The sequence below is a fragment of the Kocuria sp. KH4 genome, from assembly GCF_053711175.1.
Window position 1 is genome coordinate 1 of the sequence record NZ_JBSJYX010000079.1, and the last position, 385, is coordinate 385.

The 385-nt window shown below is 43.1% G+C and carries 1 protein-coding gene; it reads right to left on the reverse strand.

The window, feature by feature from the left end; all coding sequences use genetic code 11:
* On the reverse strand, positions 1 to 354 hold a 354-nt coding region (locus ACWCOM_RS18555; protein WP_454550212.1), incomplete at its 3' end, for a MotA/TolQ/ExbB proton channel family protein.
* Positions 355 to 385 lie beyond the last annotated feature (31 nt).

A 385-nucleotide genomic window follows, 5' to 3' on the forward strand; every position in this document is an offset into this window, starting at 1 on the left:
GATCAATGCTTCACCCACAGGAGTTGCAACTTGCGCTAAGCCCGCTTGACCACTTTTGCCAACAGCAACAAGGGCATGGAAAATCCCCCATACTGTACCGAATAAACCCACGAACGGTGCAAGCGATGCAATCGTACCTAGAACTGAAACACCTTTCTCGGCATTCGCTTTTTCAGCAGAAATTTGACGAAGAAGTGCTTGTTCTGCAACGGCTTTACGTTGTTCAAAGTTCAATACAGCAAACTTTGATTTTAACTTAGCTAAAGCTTGTGAAAGTTGAGCATAAGCTTGTTGTTTCAATTGACGTGTACCCATGATACGTAAAACAAAGATGGTCCACGTTGCAATCGACATTGCCAACAAGATGAAATACAGTGTCTTACTG